General features: G+C 58.4%; 20 protein-coding genes, 1 tRNA gene and 1 other RNA gene. 9 read left to right on the top strand and 13 right to left on the bottom strand.

Annotation, left to right across the window (positions count from 1 at the left end; genetic code table 11):
* The first annotated feature begins 42 nt into the window (after positions 1-42).
* From SIB64_RS03350 to SIB64_RS03335, 4 genes are read left to right on the top strand one after another with little or no spacing between them, the layout of a single operon-like run.
* Positions 43-2,565, top strand: coding sequence for a glycogen/starch/alpha-glucan phosphorylase (locus tag SIB64_RS03350; protein ID WP_413441908.1), 2,523 nt, complete (start codon positions 43-45; stop codon positions 2,563-2,565).
* Entirely contained in the window at positions 2,565-2,786 is a 222-nt protein-coding gene (locus SIB64_RS03345) for a hypothetical protein (RefSeq protein ID WP_413441907.1), read from the top strand. Before SIB64_RS03350 ends, SIB64_RS03345 begins: the two co-directional genes overlap by 1 nt.
* A complete protein-coding gene (locus SIB64_RS03340) occupies positions 2,780-2,989 on the top strand; it encodes a hypothetical protein (RefSeq protein ID WP_413441906.1) in 210 nt (69 codons plus the stop codon). The genes SIB64_RS03345 and SIB64_RS03340 overlap by 7 nt, the downstream gene beginning before the upstream one ends.
* Before the next feature lie 35 nt (positions 2,990-3,024).
* A complete protein-coding gene (locus tag SIB64_RS03335) occupies positions 3,025-3,378 on the top strand; it encodes a hypothetical protein (RefSeq protein WP_413441905.1) in 354 nt (117 codons plus the stop codon).
* Here SIB64_RS03335 and SIB64_RS03330 read toward each other — a convergent pair.
* The 3 genes from SIB64_RS03330 to SIB64_RS03320 form a co-directional block, all read right to left on the bottom strand.
* Positions 3,361-3,831 carry a hypothetical protein gene (locus SIB64_RS03330; protein WP_413441904.1) on the bottom strand — a complete coding sequence of 157 codons (471 nt, stop codon included), beginning with the start codon at positions 3,829-3,831 and terminating at the stop codon, positions 3,361-3,363. The genes SIB64_RS03335 and SIB64_RS03330 overlap by 18 nt on opposite strands.
* A 37-nt stretch (positions 3,832-3,868) precedes the next feature.
* A complete protein-coding gene (locus SIB64_RS03325) occupies positions 3,869-4,195 on the bottom strand; it encodes a hypothetical protein (protein WP_413441903.1) in 327 nt (108 codons plus the stop codon).
* A gap of 90 nt (positions 4,196-4,285) precedes the next feature.
* Positions 4,286-4,359, bottom strand: a tRNA-Arg gene (locus tag SIB64_RS03320).
* Positions 4,360-4,397: 38 nt separating this feature from the next.
* Between SIB64_RS03320 and rnpB the strand changes: the two genes are divergently transcribed.
* Positions 4,398-4,786, top strand: an RNA gene (gene rnpB, locus SIB64_RS03315) — RNase P RNA component class A.
* A gap of 361 nt (positions 4,787-5,147) precedes the next feature.
* Here rnpB and SIB64_RS03310 read toward each other — a convergent pair.
* Both SIB64_RS03310 and SIB64_RS03305 read right to left on the bottom strand, forming a co-directional pair.
* Positions 5,148-5,345: a hypothetical protein gene (locus tag SIB64_RS03310; RefSeq protein WP_413441902.1), complete on the bottom strand. Its 198-nt coding sequence runs from the start codon at positions 5,343-5,345 to the stop codon at positions 5,148-5,150.
* Between the two features lie 528 nt (positions 5,346-5,873).
* Entirely contained in the window at positions 5,874-6,068 is a 195-nt protein-coding gene (locus SIB64_RS03305; RefSeq protein ID WP_413441901.1) for a hypothetical protein, read from the bottom strand.
* Between the two features lie 45 nt (positions 6,069-6,113).
* Between SIB64_RS03305 and SIB64_RS03300 the strand changes: the two genes are divergently transcribed.
* The 3 genes from SIB64_RS03300 (at position 6,114) to SIB64_RS03290 (ending at position 7,079) form a co-directional block, all read left to right on the top strand.
* Positions 6,114-6,311 carry a hypothetical protein gene (locus SIB64_RS03300; RefSeq protein ID WP_413441900.1) on the top strand — a complete coding sequence of 66 codons (198 nt, stop codon included), beginning with the start codon at positions 6,114-6,116 and terminating at the stop codon, positions 6,309-6,311.
* A 61-nt stretch (positions 6,312-6,372) separates the two neighbouring features.
* On the top strand, positions 6,373-6,558 hold the full coding sequence (locus SIB64_RS03295; RefSeq protein WP_413441899.1) for a hypothetical protein: 186 nt from the start codon (positions 6,373-6,375) through the stop codon (positions 6,556-6,558).
* Between the two features lie 344 nt (positions 6,559-6,902).
* Positions 6,903-7,079, top strand: coding sequence for a hypothetical protein (locus SIB64_RS03290; RefSeq protein WP_413441898.1), 177 nt, complete (start codon positions 6,903-6,905; stop codon positions 7,077-7,079).
* 76 nt (positions 7,080-7,155) lie between these two features.
* Here SIB64_RS03290 and SIB64_RS03285 read toward each other — a convergent pair whose 3' ends face one another.
* Positions 7,156-8,145 (bottom strand): asparaginase, encoded by a 990-nt coding sequence (locus SIB64_RS03285; RefSeq protein ID WP_413442852.1) that lies wholly within the window; start codon positions 8,143-8,145, stop codon positions 7,156-7,158.
* Between the two features lie 62 nt (positions 8,146-8,207).
* Between SIB64_RS03285 and SIB64_RS03280 the strand changes: the two genes are divergently transcribed.
* On the top strand, positions 8,208-8,465 hold the full coding sequence (locus SIB64_RS03280; protein ID WP_413441897.1) for a hypothetical protein: 258 nt from the start codon (positions 8,208-8,210) through the stop codon (positions 8,463-8,465).
* Here the strand turns inward: SIB64_RS03280 and SIB64_RS03275 are convergent.
* The 7 genes from SIB64_RS03275 to mnmE form a co-directional block, all read right to left on the bottom strand.
* The gene (locus tag SIB64_RS03275) at positions 8,444-9,577 is read right to left on the bottom strand and encodes a pyridoxal phosphate-dependent aminotransferase (protein ID WP_413441896.1); all 1,134 of its coding nucleotides are present in this window, start codon (positions 9,575-9,577) and stop codon (positions 8,444-8,446) included. The two genes, SIB64_RS03280 and SIB64_RS03275, sit on opposite strands and share 22 nt — an antisense overlap.
* The gene (locus SIB64_RS03270) at positions 9,574-9,711 is read right to left on the bottom strand and encodes a hypothetical protein (protein WP_413441895.1); all 138 of its coding nucleotides are present in this window, start codon (positions 9,709-9,711) and stop codon (positions 9,574-9,576) included. Before SIB64_RS03270 ends, SIB64_RS03275 begins: the two co-directional genes overlap by 4 nt.
* A gap of 375 nt (positions 9,712-10,086) precedes the next feature.
* On the bottom strand, positions 10,087-10,518 hold the full coding sequence (locus SIB64_RS03265; protein WP_413441894.1) for a hypothetical protein: 432 nt from the start codon (positions 10,516-10,518) through the stop codon (positions 10,087-10,089).
* 432 nt (positions 10,519-10,950) lie between these two features.
* Entirely contained in the window at positions 10,951-12,723 is a 1,773-nt protein-coding gene (argS, locus tag SIB64_RS03260) for an arginine--tRNA ligase (protein ID WP_413442851.1), read from the bottom strand.
* A gap of 65 nt (positions 12,724-12,788) precedes the next feature.
* Positions 12,789-13,634, bottom strand: coding sequence for a carboxylating nicotinate-nucleotide diphosphorylase (gene nadC / locus SIB64_RS03255; protein WP_413442850.1), 846 nt, complete (start codon positions 13,632-13,634; stop codon positions 12,789-12,791).
* A 107-nt stretch (positions 13,635-13,741) separates the two neighbouring features.
* Positions 13,742-14,203: a DUF2721 domain-containing protein gene (locus SIB64_RS03250; protein ID WP_413441893.1), complete on the bottom strand. Its 462-nt coding sequence runs from the start codon at positions 14,201-14,203 to the stop codon at positions 13,742-13,744.
* Between the two features lie 123 nt (positions 14,204-14,326).
* Entirely contained in the window at positions 14,327-15,682 is a 1,356-nt protein-coding gene (gene mnmE, locus SIB64_RS03245; RefSeq protein WP_413441892.1) for a tRNA uridine-5-carboxymethylaminomethyl(34) synthesis GTPase MnmE, read from the bottom strand.
* Between the last annotated feature and the right edge of the window lie 55 nt (positions 15,683-15,737).

Genomic DNA, 15,737 nt, shown 5'->3' with positions numbered 1-15,737 from the left:
CACGAAGAGAGCGAGAGCTCTCTCCCTCTCCCCCTCGCTGTCATGACAACCTCCCAGCCACTCGACCTGCGACTGCCGACTCCGGGTTGTTACAACGACCCTGAACGCGCTGGCCTCGATGCCAAGAGCGTGTTTGACGGAATGACCGAGCATCTCTTCTTCACCCTCGGCAAACTCGCTCCCACCGCCAGTCGCCATGACCTCTACATGGCCTTGAGTTATGCGGTTCGGGACCGTTTGATGACGCGTTACCTGGCGACGATGGAAGCGATGCGCGCCCATCCGCAGAAAGCGGTTGCTTACCTTTCCGCCGAGTTCCTCATCGGACCTCAACTCAACAACAATCTGCTCAACCTGGGCATCCAGAAGGAAGCCGAAGAGGCCCTGAGAAATTTCGGCATCGAATCTCTGCAGCAGATCCTGGAAGTTGAGGAAGAGCCTGGATTGGGCAACGGTGGTCTGGGGCGCCTGGCGGCCTGCTACATGGAGTCCTTGGCCAGTCTCAAGATTCCGGCCACCGGCTACGGCATCCGCTACGAATTCGGCATCTTCGACCAGCTGATCCGTGACGGCTGGCAGGTGGAGATCACAGACAAGTGGCTGAAGGGGGGATGGCCCTGGGAACTGCCCCAGCCCGATGAAGCCTGTTTCGTCGGGTTCGGTGGCCGCACGGAGAGCTACATCGATGACAAGGGGAACTACCGCTCCCGCTGGATTCCTGCGGAACATGCCATTGGTATTCCCCACGATGTCCCGACCCTGGGGTACCGGGTCAACATCTGCGACCGACTGCGCCTCTGGCGCGCCGATGCCACCGAAAGCTTTGATTTCTACGCCTTCAACATCGGCGATTACTACGGTGCTGTGGAAGAGAAGGTGGGCAGCGAGACCCTCTCCAAGGTGCTGTATCCGAATGACGGCACCGACGAAGGTCGCCGCCTGCGCCTGAAACAACAGCACTTCTTCGTGAGTTGTTCCCTGCAGGACATGCTGCGCAGCCTGGACAACCGGGGCCTCGCGGTGGAGGACTTCCCCCAGTACTGGACCGTTCAGCTGAACGACACCCACCCAGCCATTGCAGTGGCTGAGCTGATGCGTCTCCTGATCGACGATCGCCACATGGAGTGGGACAAGGCCTGGGACATCACCTCCCGCTCAGTTGCCTACACCAACCACACTCTGCTGCCGGAGGCCCTTGAGAAGTGGGACCTCAACCTGTTCGGCAACCTGCTGCCCCGTCACCTCGAACTGATCTACGAAATCAACCGCCGCTTCCTGCAACAGGTCCGCATCCGCTATCCCGGCAACGACGCGATGCAGCGGAAGCTCTCGATCATTGATGAGGAAGGCAGCAAAGCCGTGCGCATGGCGCATCTGGCCACCATCGGCGCCCATCACGTCAATGGCGTTGCGGCCTTGCACTCCGATCTGGTGAAGACCGATCTGCTGCCTGAATTCGCTGCCCTCTGGCCCGAAAAGTTCACCAACGTCACCAACGGCGTCACCCCGCGTCGCTGGGTCGCACTGTCCAATCCCGGCCTCTCAAAACTGCTGGATGAGCACGTGGACCCGGACTGGATCTCCAACATGGAGAGCCTGCGCAAGCTGGAGGAGCGCCAGAACGACCAGGGCTTCCTCGATCAATGGGCTGAAACCAAGCTCGATGTGAAGCGGAAGCTGGCCGGCTACATCCACAGGAACACCGGGGTGCTTGTGGACCCATCCACCCTGTTCGATGTGCAGGTGAAGCGCATCCATGAATACAAGCGCCAGCACCTGAATGCCCTGCAGGTGATCACCCAGTACCTGCGGATCAAGAACGGTCAGGCGGAGGGCATGGCGCCGCGCACGGTGATCTTCGGTGGCAAGGCAGCTCCGGGCTACTACATGGCCAAGCTGATCATCCGTTTCATCAATGGCATCGCTGAAACGGTCAACAGCGACCCGGATATGGACGGTCGTCTGCGGGTGGTCTTCCTGCCTGATTACAACGTCAAGCTCTCCGAGCAGGTGTATCCCGCCTCGGATCTCTCCGAACAGATTTCCACCGCCGGCAAGGAAGCCTCAGGCACCGGAAACATGAAGTTCGCGATGAACGGCGCTCTCACCATCGGCACCCTCGACGGCGCCAATGTGGAGATCCGAGAGCTGGTGGGTGCTGAGAACTTCTTCCTGTTCGGCAAGACCGTTGAGGAGATCAAGGCTCTCAAGCAGGAGGGCTACAACCCTGGCAACTTCATCTCGGCCATCCCTGAGCTGCAGGAGGCGCTGCGTCTGATCGAGCTGGGTCACTTCAGCAACGGCGACGGTGAACTGTTCCGTCCCCTTCTGGACAACCTCACAGGCCACGATCCCTTCTTCGTGATGGCCGACTTCAGCGATTACGTTCGGGCTCAGGAGGCGGTCAGCCGTGCCTGGACCGACCGGATGCACTGGAACCGGATGTCCGTGCTCAATACAGCACGCACGGGTTTCTTCTCCTCCGACCGCTCCATCGCCGAGTACTGCCGAAACATCTGGAACGTGGATCCGCTGAACGTCGAGATCACGTGCGATGTGCGCTGATGGCCGATCTTGCCCTGGTCATCAACCTCGGCAGCTCCAGCCTCAAGGCGGCCCTGGTGGATTCCACCGGGGCCTTCCCCTGGCATAGCGGCCGCGCAGCGATACCGCCCACCACAGCAACCTGCCGGCGGCGGCCTACACCTATTAGATCCCCAGTGCCTTACGCAACAAGGGCTTTCGCCGCTTCGATTTTCACGGCATCAACGATCAGCACGTGGTAAAGGCAATGGCCGAGCAGTGGCGTGCGAAGGGAAACAATCCATCAAGGTTGCGTCTGATCAGTGCTCACCTCGGGGCTGGGGCGTCCTTGGCCACCATCCGTGGCGGTCGCTGCATCGACACCACCATGGGATTCACCCCACTAGAGGGTCTGGTGATAGCGACCCGATCCGGAACAGTGGACCCTGAATGCTGCTCGAACTGATGCGTGAGGGGTAGAGCGCGGACCTCTTAGACACCATGCTGCAGAAGGACTCCGGACTGCAAGCACTGTCTGATTTCAGCAGCGACATGCGAGAGATCCGCGAGGCCGCTGGCCAAGGACGCAATGGCTCCATCCGAGCCTTGGATGTGTTCCGTCATCTGATACTGCAATTGCTTGGCTCAATGGCAGCCAGTCTTGATGGTGTGGACGTCTTGGCGTTGACGGGAGGAATTGGCGAACACGACAAAGCCCTCCGCAATGAACTGACTTCAGCCCTGCAGTGGTGGGATGACGTTTCGCTATCGGTGATCCCGGCCGATGAAGAGGGGATGATTGCCAAACTTTGCCGGAGACGCAGTGCCAGCCCGGTTTCAGCTCCGATCGGGTAAGTCGGGCGTTTGATGCAACAGGCGGTTCAGCCTGAGACGATCAACATTCAATGGATCTGGAGCGAGTTCACCGGCAAGCTCTCGGAATTTCTGCTCGATTTCTTCGGGAACCCGCACATCAAAGACGCGTTCCATCAACGCCTCAATCGAGAAGAGATGGGCATTGATGTTCTCCAGATCAGCCATGGCCTGCTGCAAAGAATCTGTTGATTCTTCGGGTACACCGCCTGTGCTGAGCTGAGGTGTTGCTGCCGACGACGAAGACTCCTGCTGTTTTGAACCGTGCTGTTTCTGCAGGTCTTCTAAAACGCGACCAGACAAGGTACGAAACGATTGAAGGGCTGCCCAGTTGAGTTCCTGCTGTTGACGCAGAGTCGGGAACTCACGGATTAACCGGTCATGTTCCCGGTAAAACCTCTGGCAGTCCGGGCATTGGCAGGGCTCTTCCGGCACCGCAGTCCCTCTCAGTCATACCCCACTATGACACTGATCAGGCCGCGAGAGGTCCCTGGGAATCATCACGGCCAAGATCGTCTTCCTCCTGATTGGTGGGCAAAGGGATTTCGATGGACGACACCACCTGAATGACGTCACGAAGACGCATCGAATCCGCGAACCAACCCATGGCCTGCTCCGTGTCACCACGACGCTCGGCATCACCTGCCTGATCTTCATGGGCCTCTGCCAGAAGGGCCAGCCAGCAGAGGCACCGAGCCTGAACAACGGACAAATCCAGGTCTAACGGCTGCGAATCAGCGATCCTTTCGCTCTCCTGTTGAACGAGAAGACGAAGGCGGAGGTCGTGAAGCTGGGTCATGGCATCCTCCATTGGGCCAACCCTAGCGGTGGCAAGCGATCTGCCCACCCCACCAGATGTAGCGTTCACTACGCGGGTCGGGATCCATCACGGGGCTGGCGGGACTCGAACCCACGACCTACGGTTTAGGAAACCGTCGCTCTATCCAGCTGAGCTACAGCCCCAGATCTTCAAATTATGCCCAAAGAGCATGATGGAGGCTGAAAGCAGGCGAGGTGGTTGCAACAGGATTCCAAAGAATCCGGTTGAGGAAAGTCCGGGCTCCCCGATGGCCAGGCTTGCTGGGTAACGCCCAGTGCGGGTGACCGTGAGGAGAGTGCCACAGAAACACACCGCCGATGGCCCTTGGGGCATGCCCTGGGGTGCACAGGCAAGGGTGCAAAGGTGCGGTAAGAGCGCACCAGCAGCATCGAGAGGTGCTGGCTCGGTAAACCCCGGCTGGGAGCAAGGCCAAGGAACGACGGTTGGCCATCAGCCCCGTTCCGACTGAACGCGCCGCTCGAGGCCGTCGGCAACGACGGTCCCAGATAGATAGCCACCCACCCTCTTCGGAGGCGTGAACAGAACCCGGCTTACGTCCTGCTTTCACCCCACACCCAGCAAAAAGACGCAGGGGAGCAAGGAGATCGTCACATCGCGCCTGGCCTCCAAGAGAAATGTCGATGCATGCCAGACGCAAGTGGACCGCGATTCAGCACGTCTTATCGAGTCAAAGATCTCCTTCACGCCAAAGATCATCATTGATCCGATGCCTTTAATCTTTTATCGCGTCGAGCAATTGCTCAGTACTTATGATTTAAGCAACTCAAATTAAATGATTGTTGTTTCGACGACGAAAGAAAAGCACGAACAATTACTGCAATTTGGCCACCAGAGCGATCAGAATCGCAGAGCCAAACTTGAACAGTGGGCGAACAGCACGTTCAAACACATGTTTGATGTGCTGTGTCAATTAACTGAACCAATGCTGGCGAACCAATTCAAAGGTTGCTGAACCTCCGAGACAAGCCGCAGCGGCGATCAAACCCGCCAACGGTGGAACAGGCAATGGCAAACGCAACGCTGTAAATACAAATCCAAGCAGGAAACCGCCGGCCAGTGTCGACAGAAGAACAGTGAGAGGCATCATCACAACAATGAGAACATTCATCTTGGCTTGCGGCTGCGATTCTCTGCCACACACCACACATGAGCCCAAACGTTGCGAACCAACCTTCGAGGTCAATCACGGGGTCTATTTGTAGCGCCGGATTGGCCCATCGAGCAAAAGAGAAGGCCGCCCTTCCCGATGGAAAGACGGCCTACCTCGCTCGTTTGTGCATATCGCTACCTGGTATTCAGTGAAGCTGTATCCGTGAAGCGTTGAAAGCTAATCGAACGACAGTGAACTGAAAGAAAAGGTGCGAAGCGTCTGGCTTAAGGCAAACCCTGGGGCCATTGGATCCAGGTGTGTAGCGGGACTCCTGCAGGGCACCTATGCACGGTGCGGAGGAGTATCGACTGGGTTGACGCACATCTTTGTCGCACCAGACGAATTGCTCACGGTTGGGTTGAAAAGTTGGAGCAGGGGCCAGAAAAGTCAGGATGCTTCTACGGCTTGCTCAGGTGGAGTGTCGGCCGTCATTGGCTCCTCCGATCTCAATGCACATACTCTCGTCAGCGAACGCGCATCAGGCAATCAGCCTTCATGCTTATTGCCTTCGGGGCAGCGGTCACCAAGAGTGGGAATGGCATGGCAATGATCCAAACAACGCAGCCAAAGCGGAGGGGTCACGTCAGCCCTGATCTTGACGGAAACGTTGTTGCGTCCTGCTTCCAAGTCGTTTGTTTCAGCGACGACGTCACGACGAAGTGAAGCAATGCTGAAGTGCATCAACCCAAGCCGAAAGCAGCGCTGTAGAGGTGACTGAGGTTTTTTGTGGTGGTTGGCTGGCTATCCCCCAGAGCCATCATCCATACCCCTCCTCACCAAGATCTGCGTCATCCAGAGCAGGCCGAGAAAACAGGCAGCAACAAGAAGCAGCGTCATCGAGTTTCAGAGAAGCCTGAGGCGGTGGCTGATCTTTACATCCAACATCAATTCGTGCTCGGTGAGGCAGGTCACAGCGGGGAATGATGCCGCTCAAAGCATCAACGCGGCAACGAAGCAAAGGTATGAATAACGATCAACTCATGCCGTGAACCGTACAACAAACCATCAGGCACTGATGGCACTCGTGGCACTGATTGAGGCCATTGGCCATGTTCAGGATCAGCCAACACAAATCAAGTTGCGACGTGCTGCTTATCTGCACGCGATCATCGAAGCCATCCTCGCCGAACGTGTTGATGCCTTACCGGAGATCTATTCAGTAGCCAAATGAACTTCAGGGCTGATGTAGCCAGGAACAAGAGAAAGCAGCTCACGCATTCGGGTGAAGCATCAACGCAATCAATCACCCATTTGGGGGATGGAAACAGATTCGATCAAAACCACAATAGGTTGAACATAGAATGAAGCAGAATGGAATCAAATCAGATCAGCATCATTCATCGCACAGTCTTCGTTTTGAGCTTCAACGCTTGAAGGCATGTCGGGAGGCCTGATGCCAAACATCAAAGGCTGAAAGCTATACAACACCCGCGAGGGAAAAGCAGGGCGGTCTCATTGTGCTGATCCATCTCCTGACGATCCATCAAAACAATCCACACCGATTCAATTGAATCCATGACGGGTACAACAGCGAAAGCACATCTTCTCGATCTTCTTTTAGAACCCATCAAAGGCTGCAAAGGGCTTTACACCTATCGAGAGAGCCTGATGCGACGGGTAATGGTGATGCCGGATCTCAAAGTTCGAGAGTGCATCGATCATCTCAAGCGCACTCATTACCCAGGCACCTGAGGTCAGCCAAGGGTGTTGATCTGATCCACAAACCAACCCCTGAAGAGCAATTTCTGCTTTTAAAGAGTTGCAATATTCAACCCCGCGCCAGATCAATCATCAACTCCTCCAGTGCGGAACGATCCATTCCAGCGATGGACGCCAACAACAACAGCACCCTTGCTTTCTGGGGGTTAAGGCTGCCGGCGGGCAGCAACCCGAACCGCTCATCCTCGGCATCGCTATGCACCGGCCCCGAACCGCAGCGGTTGGCCCGCAGCATCAGCGGCCGCGGTCCAGCCCAGGCCCCCAAAGCACTGCGTTCCCCAGCGGAGAGCTGACCAGCACCGGTGCCGGTGAACACCAGCCCCTGCATCCCAGCCTCAAGGAAGAAAGTGAGCATCCGGGCATCGGGTTCAACACAGCCGTAAAGAATCGCCACCTGGGGCCATTGCTCCGGTAAATCGAGCGCAGCGAAGGGCACCTGCCGTGAACCGCTCCCCATCGGCAGATGCACGCCGGTGTCATCCACCCAGCCCAAGGGCCCGCGCCCGGGACTCGCAAAAGCCCCCACCCCCTGGGTCGCCACCTTGGTGACTTGGCGGGCCGCCTGGATCTGGCCATCCATCACCACGAGCGCGCCGTGGCCGGGTGCTTCGAGGCTGACCGCCACTTGCACGGCCTGAAACAGGTTGAGTGGCCCATCGGCGCTCAGGGCAGTCGCTGGCCGCATCGCCCCGACGAGCACCACCGGGCGGGGATCATCGATCAGCAACTGCAGCAGCCAGGCGGTTTCCTCCAGGGTGTTGGTGCCGTGGGTGATCACCACCCCAGTGAGATCAGGCTCCGCTTGAAACGCCTCACGAATACGACCCACCAGTAAGCGCCAGTGATCGAATAACAGATCAGCGCTGTCCACATTGGCGATCTGCTCCACGCTGATCGCCGCCAGCTCCTGTAACTGAGGCACGGCCGCCAGCAGGTCTTCACCCCCCAACACCCCAGCGGTGTAGCTGTTCAGAATTGCACCAGCGTCGGCCTGGCCGGCGATGGTGCCGCCGGTGGCCAACAGAAGGATCCGAGCCAAATCGATTCGATTCCGTTGCCAGCAATCAACCGGAGCCCCGCCACTGCCGTCAACGCCCACCCTTGAGCAGCAGCCACGGCTCACCCAATCTTCACCAGAGCCTCTCCCGAGGACCAAACGATCTGCTCCAAGCGGTCTCCACCAATGGCTGGATGTTGAAGAGGTCGATCAGACCCAACCCAACAATGACTAGCCTCCAAGAACGAGACATTCGCGCCTACATCCAGGAACTGCAGCAGAGCGGCGAACGCGATGCCGCGGCCTGGCTGGCCACCCTGTTGACCTCACACCAACAACATCAAGCCGGCATCGATGGGTAATCCAGCGCCAAGAAGGCCGGCACAAACCGCTGCATCTGGCTGGTGGTGCCAATGCTGACCCGGAAGGTTTCATCGATCAACGCCTTTCCGGCCATCGACCGCACCAGAATTCCGGCTTGCCTGAGCTCCGCATCCAGCTCGGCCACCGCTCGCTTCGGCCAGATCAGGAGATAGTTGCCACCCTCGCAGTGATGGCGCACTCCCGCCTCGCGCAACGCCTGGATTGTCCACTCGCGGGCCCGCAGCACCTCAGACACATAGGCATCGACGTAGGACTGATCCGCCAGAGCAGAGAATGCAGCGGCCACCGCAACACTGTTGACGTCATAGGGACCGGTGACGCGGCCAACCCGATCCACCACATCGGCATGGCCGATGGCGAAGCCAATGCGCAGACCGGCCAAACCAGCGGTTTTGGCGAGCGATCGAAGCACCAGCAAATTCGGCGTGGCTGCGAAATCTGCGGAGGGCAGCACACTGTCGCCGGTGAAGGCCTCATACAGCTCATCCACCACCACTAGCGTCTGAGGCGCGGTGGTCGCCAACGCGATGATGCGATCGGGCGCTAAGCGGGTGCCTGTGGGGTTGTTGGGATTGCAGATCAACAGCAGTCGCGGTGGTTGCTGCTGCAACACCTCAGTGACTGCCGCCAATGGAAACGCAAACGACTCACCTTCGTAGGGAATGGCCTCGATCGTCATCCCCTGCATACGGGCACAGGGGCTGTAGTAGCCGAACGTGGGGGCAGTGGTGAGCAAACGATCCCCGGGATCGCCATAGGCCTGAAACACCGCATGAATTGCGGCATCAACACCGTTGAACAGCCCCACCTGATCGGGCGTTAACCCCGGCCTGCAGCCGCTTTCCTGCAGGTTCTGCACCACAGCCTCCCGAAGCCCGTCGTACTCCGGGTAAACGGCGATCTCTTCACTGCTGAACCCCCGCAGCGCCTGAGCAACGAGCGGACTGGGGCCGATGGTGTTCTCGTTGAAATCCAGCCGCAACAGCTCACGGCGCCCCTCCAGCGGAGCGCTGTAAGCCTTGAGCTGCTCCACGGCATCCCGCGCCACAGGAGCACCCGCGGGTGTGAACGGCGTGTTGGTGTCGCTCACATGCGTTCCAGGGTGGAAATACCCAGCAGACCATGCCCCAGTCTGAGGGGAGAGGGACGGAAAGTGACAAAACCGTCTGATGCCGCAAGCCGCGGGCCACAACAATTCCGAGGGGAAAGACGAAGCCAGAACACCCGATCAGAATTGCGCTCAAGCCATAGGCCTTCGAACCAATCAAATCAAGATTTAGAAGAACTGACCTAAAGCACTTCATCACGCTTCTTCAATCGATTGGCACAATTTCAAAGGCGCTATTTTCTACTTGCCAGCATGGATCGAAAGGTACAAGGTCTGTAAGCAGATAATCAATTCTGCAGAGAAATCATAGAATCAATAAATATTGAAATTTCTGGAAAAGCACCACACAGGGAACACTCCACAAACATCAGCCATCAGCATCAATCAATTTAAAATTAGTTAATATAATGCAAACAAAAGCTACATGCAGCCAAACTTGATTGCTCTCTGGCCACATCTTGGTCAAGCCACAACTTAGTCAAATTTCTTCCTTAGTTGGCTTGCATCATGGGTACAGCTTCCATCGTTTTATACACCTTGCGATCACAATCTCCCAACTTCGCAGTCCACTTGTAGGGGAAGCTATTGCCGATAAATTTGACCTTGAAACGCCCCCAAGTGTAAGACGAACGACTACCATAAAGTTCACGGAACGTAGCACATTGTCGCTGAGGATTGGTCTTCGTCACCCAATAACCTCGATAAGTCCCACGGTTGCTAGAACTGGCGGAAGCAAGATCTTCAACATAAAAATAAACATTATTCATCTTAAAAACAGCCGTGCTGCCTTTGCTTTCCAACCACTGAATCATCTTCCCTTCCGACATCCAAATTTCATCTGCACTGGCCGATGGCATGATAAAACTTGACATCGCCATGGCGCTGGCGAATAGGGCTGGAAAGATAAAGATTTTCAAGAGCATGAACCTCTGAAAATATCATTCTAATGTCGACAGAACATTTCGCCAAGAACAGTCAAACGAAAACAACGCTATCCATTGAGCACTCAAAGCGGAAGCACGCGTTCAACATAATTTCAGGACAACCAAAAGACAGTTACTCACAAAGAGAGTTGCTTGCCGAAGCATTTTCAAAAACCAGCCCAAAAACGCAACAACCTGTTCTCACAAATGTCCTGGCAATGGGCAGGTCATGGCCTGCATTGTGGCCTTCACCCATCCTGACTTGAAGGCAATACCCCATGCCAAAGCAACATCGATCACCACGACATTTTTCAAGTGGACATCACAACACCTTCTTGCTTGACCTCAACAGCCATCTGCCTCGTTTAATACCAAGGCCTTGATACGAGCGTTCCATGTCTTGCACAAGCCTGAAGCGACAATCGGCTGGACTCACATGCGATCAAGGGTGGCAATCCCCAGCAGACCAAGACCCAGCCTGAGGGTGTCGGCCGTCAGACGGCAGAGCGCCAAACGCGATGACAGGGCTTCTGGTTCAGCCTTCAGCACCGGCACCTGGTCGTAGAAGCGGTTGAACACCTGGCTGAGCTCGAACAGGTAGCTGCACAACCGGTTGGGCAGCAGCTCCTCCTCCACCTCAGAAATCACCGCGTCGAACTTGAGCAGCTCCCGCACCAGAGCCCATTCCTGAGGCTCAGAAAACTGCAGCTGGGCTGTTGAAACATCCAGATCACCGCCTTTGCGGGCAATTCCTGCAACACGAACAACGGCATACAGCAGATAAGGGGCCGTGTTGCCCTGCAGCGCCAGCATCCGATCGAAGGAGAACTGATAGTTGGTGATCCGGTTCTGGCTGAGGTCGGCGTACTTCACCGCAGCCAGTCCAACAGTGCCCGCCACGTGCTGAATGAACGCCTCAGGCTCGCTGCGCTCCTCCTCCTTTAAGCGTGAGCGCAGATCGGCTTCCGCCCGCTCGACGGCTTCATCGAGCAGATCCCGCAAACGCACAGTGTCACCGGAGCGGGTCTTGAGCTTCTTGCCGTCTTCTCCCTGCACCAGGCCAAAGGGAACATGCTCGAGGCGCGCACCGTCCGGAATCCAGCCGGCCCGCTGCGCCACCTGGAACACCCCGGCGAAATGGTTCGCCTGGCCAGCATCGGTGACGTACACCACCCGACGGGCGGCATCCCCCTCCGGAGCCGAGCCAAAACGGTAGCGGATCGCCGCCAGATCGGTGGTGGCGTAGTTGAAGCCGCCGTCGCTCTTCTGCACGATCACCGGCAGGGGCTTGCCGTCCTTGCCCTGCACACCCTCAAGGAACACGCACTGGGCACCGTCATCGGTGACCAGCAGCTCGGCTGCCTTCAAGCCATCAATCACCCCAGGCAGAAAGGGGTTGTAAAACGACTCGCCGCGTTCGCTGAGGCGGATGTCGAGCCGGTCGTAGATCGTCTGGAACTCGCGCCGCGACTGATCGCAGAGCAGGCCCCAGGCCTTGAGCGACACCGGATCGCCCCCCTGCAGCTTCACCACCTCATCGCGGGAGGTGGACTGGAAGGCTTCATCGTCATCGAAGCGCTTCTTGGCCTCGCGATAAAAGGCCACCAGATCTCCCAGATCCACCGCATCGGCGGTCTCCAGGGCTTCCGGCGCCACCTGCTTGAGATGGGTGATCAACATTCCAAATTGGGTACCCCAGTCGCCCACATGATTGAGGCGCAGCACCGGATGGCCGCGGAACTCCAGCACCCGCGCCAGCGAGTCGCCAATGATCGTGGAGCGCAAATGCCCCACATGCATCTCCTTGGCGATGTTGGGGCTGGAAAAATCCACCACCACCGGCGCCGCGTTGCTGACCGCCGGCACACCGAGCCGCTCGTCCCCAAGTCGCGCCGACACCTCCGCCGCCAGCCGCTCCGGGCGGATCGTGAGGTTGATGAAGCCCGGACCGGCGATCTGGGGCTCGAGGCACAGGTCCGTGAAGGTGGGATCGGCCTGCAGCTGCTCAACGATGGCCGTGGCGATCTGCCGTGGGGCCTGCTTCAGGGGCTTGGCCAGGGGCAGCGCACCGTTGGCTTGAAAGTCTCCGAATTCCGGCTTGCTCGCCGGTGCCAGCTGGGGATCCAGCCCCGCGTCCGCCTCCGGGAAGGCCCGCTGCATGGCGGCCTGCAACTGCTCATCCAGGTTGTGGGACAGGCTGAGCATGGGCAGACGCAGCACGTTGTGGTGTTCAGGGTCTGATCATCCCCCGCCGCTGTACGGCGACCATCTCAGTCGAACCGCATGCTCAGATCCAGCCAACGGCTGCGGGTCACCGGTGCACTCGTGGAAATCAGATCAATGCCCGTCGCGGCATAGGCCCGCAGATCACTGGGCTGAATGCCCGAGGCTTCCAGCACCACAGCCCCTCCCTGCTGCCGATCCCGGGCCAGCTGGCGCAGACGGGGCACCAGAAGCTTGAGCTGCTCAGGGCTGAACTCATCCAGCAGCACCCCATTGGCGCCCGCCTGCACCGCCTCCTGCGCCTGAGCCTCCGTCTCCGCTTCCACAATCACAGCCGTGGGCCAGGGGGCCTGCTGACGCACGGCCGCGATGGCCGCGGTGATTCCCCCGGCCCAGGCGATGTGGTTCTCCTTGAGCATGGCCGCGTCATCCAGCCCCATGCGGTGGTTGACGCCGCCGCCGCAGCGCACCGCGTATTTCTCCAGCAGGCGAAGCCCAGGCGTGGTCTTGCGGGTGTCGGCCAGCCGCACACCGGTGCCCTCGAGCTGCGCCACCAGCTCAGCGGTGGCGGTGGCAATGCCCGAGAGGCGCATGGCCAGGTTCAAGGCGGTGCGTTCCCCGGCCACCAGAGCCGTTGCGGATCCCTCCAACTCGAGCAACCGCTGCCCGATGGCAATGGTGGCGCCGTCCTCCACCAGGCATTGCACCGTGAGCTGCGGATCGAGCAACGCAAACAGCTCCGAAACCAAGGCTCCGCCGCAGAACACCCCAGCCTGCTTAGCGATCCAAGAAGCGTGGCCACGGCGTCCCTTCAGGGCAGCAGCCGAAAGATCACCACGTCCGAGGTCCTCCGCCAACCATTCCGCCAGGCGAGAGCGCAGAGAGGGCGTCATCGACAGCACGGGCGCAAGAGCTGCTGACGTCAGCCTTTCATGCTCCGGTGAGCCAATCACTGGCTCAGGCTCCGAGCAATCAACAACATCCACATGAACATCACAGCCTATAAATCATGACCCGATGCCCATAGATCAGTGAAACGATCGGCCTGCTTGGTGGCTAATTGGATTTCCCTGAGAAACAAAAAGGCAGCCGACGCAATCAACAACATCACACCCAAAAAGAGCAGCATGGTGATCGGCGTTAAATCAATCATCGCGATTGTCGCGACAAAGATCAAAATCACCACCAATGCCGTACCAACCATTCCCAAGGTCAACAGCTGAATCGAGCGAAGTGAAATCTGCATTCTCGCTTTCATCGTTTTCAGCTCAAAGCGAATCCGATCACTGTTCTCTTCGCCGCAGCGGTTGATTTTGGTTGAGATGGCGCGATAGCGATCGATAATCCGCGTGAGCCGACCAGCAAGGATGGCCATGAAACTGTTAATACCAACCAACAGAAAGACGGGAGTGACCGATAGCTCAATCGCATTCACCAGCAATTCGGTAGGTGGATGATTCATTATTTTTCTGGTGGATGACCTGGCAGAAAAGCTAAATAAGCGAACGATCCTCAGCAAGACAGCGCGGCACTGCTGGTCAGCACACCCATGAACAGCACAACGATGGCGCAAGCTGGCTGGATCTCATTTTCCAATGCAGAAGCGAGAAAACACACGATCGAGCACCGCTTCGGTGAGCTCCTCACCGGTGATCTCCCCCAAGGCACGAATCGCTTCACGCAGGTCAATCGTCCAGAAATCCCATGGCAAGTGCTGAGCCGCCACCTCCTGGCTTCGGGCCAGGGCCTCGGCTGCCAGCCCCGCCAGATCCCGCTGCCGCTGATTGAGAGCCAGCAGCACACCATCAGCATCAGCCGCACCACAACGCTGGAGCAACGCCTGCACCAACGCCTCCTCCCCGCTGCCATCCAGCGCAGAAAGCCGCACATCCGCCGGTGTTGCAAACAGCCCAGCCGGAAGATCGGACTTGTTCGCCACCACCAGGCGCGGCACCCCAGCGGGGATCCGGTCCATCAACGCTGCATCGTCGGCGGTCCAACCCGCATGGCCATCCACCACCAGCAGCACCACATCCGCCGACGCCAGTGCTTCCTCACTGCGGGCGATCCCCAGCTGCTCCACCGCGTCTTTGGTGCTGCGAATGCCGGCCGTATCAAGCAAGGTGATCGGCACCCCCTCGAGCACAATCTCGCTCTCCAGCAGATCGCGGGTGGTGCCCGGCAGATCGGTGACGATCGCCCGCTCACGGCGACTGAGCCGATTGAGCAGGGAACTCTTGCCGACATTGGGGCGACCCACCAGGGCCACGCGCAGGCCACTCCGCAACGCTTCACCACGCTCACCATCCGCCACCAGCGCAAGCAACTCCTGACGCACGGCCTGAAGTGCAGCCAATAACGCTTTGCCGTCCAAAGGCGGAAGATCCTCCTCAAAATCCACCCGTGCCTCCAGTTCGGTGAGCTGATCCAGCAACCGCTCCCGCAATGCAGAGATGCGCGTCTGGACACCGCCATCAAGGCCGGCCATGGCCAGATCGGCGGCCCGACGACTCCGGGCTGCCACCAGCTCACTGATCGCCTCGGCGCGGGTGAGATCCAAGCGTCCATTCAGCACCGCCCTCTGGCTGAACTCACCCGGCAAGGCACGGCGAACCCCCGGTTCCTCCAGTACCCGCTCCAACACCTGTTGAACCGCAATTACACCGCCGTGGCAGTGGATCTCCACCACGTCTTCCCCGGTGAAGCTGCGGGGTGCTCGCATCAGCAGCAGCAGCACTTCATCAATCCGTTTCTGACCGGTCCGATCGATCACGTGGCCGTAGAGAATTCGGTGACTGGCCCAGGTCTGATTCCCGGGGCAACGCACAACAGAACGACCTGTCGCTTCAGCCGCAGGACCGGACAAACGGATCACCGCGATGCCGCCCTGGCCGGCCGCCACCGCCGTGGCGACCGAGGCAATGGTGTCTGTGCTGGCCAACCCAGAGCCGAATCCTGCTCACTTCCATACCTAGGATCCAGCCGATTTACGAGCT

It is taken from the genome of Synechococcus sp. MIT S1220, from assembly GCF_047303025.1.
Classification (GTDB): Bacteria; Cyanobacteriota; Cyanobacteriia; order PCC-6307; family Cyanobiaceae; genus Parasynechococcus.
Note: the sequence above shows the minus strand (reverse complement) of the source record. Positions and strands in the feature narration are given on the sequence as shown.